Source organism: Hyella patelloides LEGE 07179, from assembly GCF_900659865.1.
GTDB lineage: Bacteria > Cyanobacteriota > Cyanobacteriia > Cyanobacteriales > Xenococcaceae > Hyella > Hyella patelloides.
Map to the genome: position 1 here is coordinate 1 of NZ_LR214229.1, position 2,756 is coordinate 2,756.

Consider the following 2,756-nt stretch of genomic DNA (forward strand, 5'->3'; position numbering starts at 1 on the left):
AGCTTCCGTTTCCTTTATTAAATTGGTCTTATTTTTTGGCGTTTCTACGACTTGTTTTTTAGATGTAGAATTGCCTTGGGGTATAACATTTTAAGAATCAATATTTGACTTTTGATTTGTTTGGGGTTCAGTTGGCGATAGTTTTGGTTTTTCTACTGGACTAGATTTCTGATGAGAAACTCCATTGTGAGCAATTAAAGACTGAAAACTCATGATTTATCTTGTATTGAAGAATATGAAAGATGGGATTAATTTGGTGGTGTAGAATTTAGGGACACACTTGAAATCAAGGGACAAACTTCTTGAGAGTTCGATTCCAGATTGGGGTTGTTAATCCAGCTTGTACGATATTCTTCTAACTCCTGTTTAAATAAGCTCATTTTCTTAATCTGAATTTCTAATTGTTCGATTTTCCGATCCAATAAGCCTTGTACTAAGCTACAGGGTTTTTCTCCGCGAACGCGCACATCGAGAATGGTTTTTATTTCTTCGAGAGTGAATCCAATAGCCTGAGCTTTCTTAATAAATTCCACCTGTCTACTCGCATTCTGACTATAGTAACGATAGCCGTTATCGCCTCTCTGTACTGGTTGCAGGAGTCCTAAGTCGCTGTAATAACGCAAAGTCCCCACAGCTAAACCTGTTTGTTTTGCCAGTTCGCCAATTTTGAGATTAGTTGCTTTACTCATAATTGCTTACTTGTGTTTCTTTAAGTTTAAACTCTCTAGTTGGCTGTAGAGTCAAGAGAGCAGACAGGCGATCGCTTTACGAATCTGTCAATACAGCATTCAAGCCGAGGTATTTCACAAAAGGGATAAAATCTTTATCTGAAAATAAAAGAGTATGATTGTTCTCTATACAAAATGTGGCGATAATTACATCATTTGTCTTTCTAATTGTTATACCTTGCTTTCTCAATATTCTAAAGTTGTCTGCACTTTTAATTGCAATTTCAAGACCAAGCATATTGAATACAGTGAGAGAAGTTAGAACTTTTTTGGCTGTTCGGTAATCTTTGTCAGCACGAAATCCTTGCAAAACTTCTGTCAAAATAACATCCCCGATCCCTAATAATTCTTCTCCAAGAAGTCGATCGAGTTTATCTGTTTGGGGCGTATCTCTGCCATTGAAATAGTCTATCCAAACACTTGAATCTACTATAATCATTGATTGCTTCTCATCGCTTCAAGATCGCCATCCCATTTGAGTTTGCCTTTTAATTCTTTAATCTGTTTTTGGCGATCGAGTCTAACTAATGTTTTTAGTCCTAGTTCTACAACTTCTTTTTTAGTTTTTAATCCAGTAGCAAGTAGCGCATCATTCATCAACTTTTCGTCGATTACGATATTGGTTCTCATTTTTGGGAAATCGATGTGTATTGAGAGTAACTTTTATACACATTATATCTTTTTTGGCGCAGGGCTTGATTTAGTGCGATCGCAAATCAGAAATTCTCTTGATGTTAAATATGCTCATTTATTCAAATTTAACAACTTACTGTCGTTGTTATGCTCATCTAAATGAGTTTCAAGACATAACTTTTGAATGTCCATTTTTCAAGATCAACCCACTAAGTAACTGACATAAAGAATGTATCAAGATTCCACTTGAGGAAGTTGTTTACGAGGAGATCGCTTATTCCGCATTTTACCCAACCCCTGAGTAATGTCATCCACAAAGGTATAAACAATCGGAATCACAATCAGCGTTAATAGAGTAGAAACAGTTAATCCGCCCAAGACAACTGTAGCGATGGGAGAATAAGCATCCATGCCAGTTTCGGGATAAAAAGCCAGTCGCACGATGACAATCATGGTGGTTAGGGTAGTCATAAAGATTGCTTTGAGTCGCACTGGTGCAGCTTGGCGAATAGCTTCGGCTCTGGAAACTCCTTCTTGTCGCTTGGTTAAGATTAGCTCAAGTAAAAGAATGGCAGCAGAGACGGAAATACCAGAAAGAATGATAATTCCTAAGATAGAAACGGATGAAAGGGTTTGTTGAGCCAGTAGTAATGCACCAAATACGCCGATTAACTGTAGGGGAATCGATAGCATCATGACTAAGGGTTGGATAAACGAGCCAAACTGAATTACCAGAATCAAGTAAATCAAGATGATGGAGACGATTAAACCTTTGAGGAGGCGATCGAATTCAATCATCATATCGGTCATATCTCCCATCGAATCCAAACCGTAGCCAGGAGGGAAATTTAACTCTTCTCCCGCCCGCATAGCGATCGCCATTGATAAATCCATCGAAGCAGGACTTGATTTGCGATAGTAACCATTGACATAAACTACTCGCTTACCGTTAACGTGTTCGATTAAAGTTGCCCCATATTCTCGCTTTAAAGTCGCAACGGTACTAAGGGGTACTTGCTGTCCGTTGGGAGTGGTAATATAGGTAGCTGCGAGGTTTTGACCATAGGCGCGATCGCTCTCCTGGTAACGGACTAAAATATCATTCTGTCTCAGGTTAGGACGGTTATAGTATTTACGAGTAAAACCGCCATTGAGAGCATAACGAGCTTGTTCGGCTACTTGTTCGATATTTAAGCCCAATTCTTGAGCGCGACGGCGATCTATCTGTAGTTGGTATTCTGGTTGTGACAAAGACGAACTGGTATGCGCCATGACTAGCCCAGGAGTGTCTTTAGCAATCGACCGTACCTTATCTGCCAAGGGATAGAGAACATCTAAATCTTCACCGTATACGGCAATTTGAATAGGTGCTGCCGAAGTTGCCATGACATCTAC

The 2,756-nt window shown here is 39.3% G+C and carries 5 protein-coding genes; all 5 read right to left on the reverse strand.

What is annotated here, in order from left to right:
- Nucleotides 1–90: 90 nt before the first annotated feature.
- Nucleotides 91–213, reverse strand: a complete 123-nt coding sequence (locus H1P_RS39145) for a hypothetical protein (RefSeq protein WP_281291279.1) — start codon at nt 211–213, stop codon at nt 91–93.
- A gap of 35 nt (nt 214–248) precedes the next feature.
- Nucleotides 249–689 carry a heavy metal-responsive transcriptional regulator gene (locus H1P_RS32555; protein ID WP_144875514.1) on the reverse strand — a complete coding sequence of 147 codons (441 nt, stop codon included), beginning with the start codon at nt 687–689 and terminating at the stop codon, nt 249–251.
- 76 nt (nt 690–765) lie between these two features.
- On the reverse strand, nt 766–1,167 hold the full coding sequence (vapC, locus tag H1P_RS32560) for a type II toxin-antitoxin system VapC family toxin (RefSeq protein WP_144875516.1): 402 nt from the start codon (nt 1,165–1,167) through the stop codon (nt 766–768).
- Nucleotides 1,164–1,358 (reverse strand): type II toxin-antitoxin system VapB family antitoxin, encoded by a 195-nt coding sequence (locus H1P_RS32565; RefSeq protein ID WP_144875519.1) that lies wholly within the window; start codon nt 1,356–1,358, stop codon nt 1,164–1,166. Before H1P_RS32565 ends, vapC begins: the two co-directional genes overlap by 4 nt.
- 237 nt (nt 1,359–1,595) lie before the next feature.
- On the reverse strand, nt 1,596–2,756 hold a 1,161-nt coding region (locus tag H1P_RS32570; RefSeq protein ID WP_144875521.1), incomplete at its 5' end, for an efflux RND transporter permease subunit.

Bases quoted from the DNA above. Each gene is read 5' to 3' on its own strand.
- H1P_RS39145 (WP_281291279.1), bottom strand. From the start codon at position 213: ATGAGTTTTCAGTCTTTAATTGCTCACAATGGAGTTTCTCATCAGAAA.
- H1P_RS32555 (WP_144875514.1), bottom strand. From the start codon at position 689: ATGAGTAAAGCAACTAATCTCAAAATTGGCGAACTGGCAAAACAAACA.
- vapC (WP_144875516.1), bottom strand. From the start codon at position 1,167: ATGATTATAGTAGATTCAAGTGTTTGGATAGACTATTTCAATGGCAGA.
- H1P_RS32565 (WP_144875519.1), bottom strand. From the start codon at position 1,358: ATGAGAACCAATATCGTAATCGACGAAAAGTTGATGAATGATGCGCTA.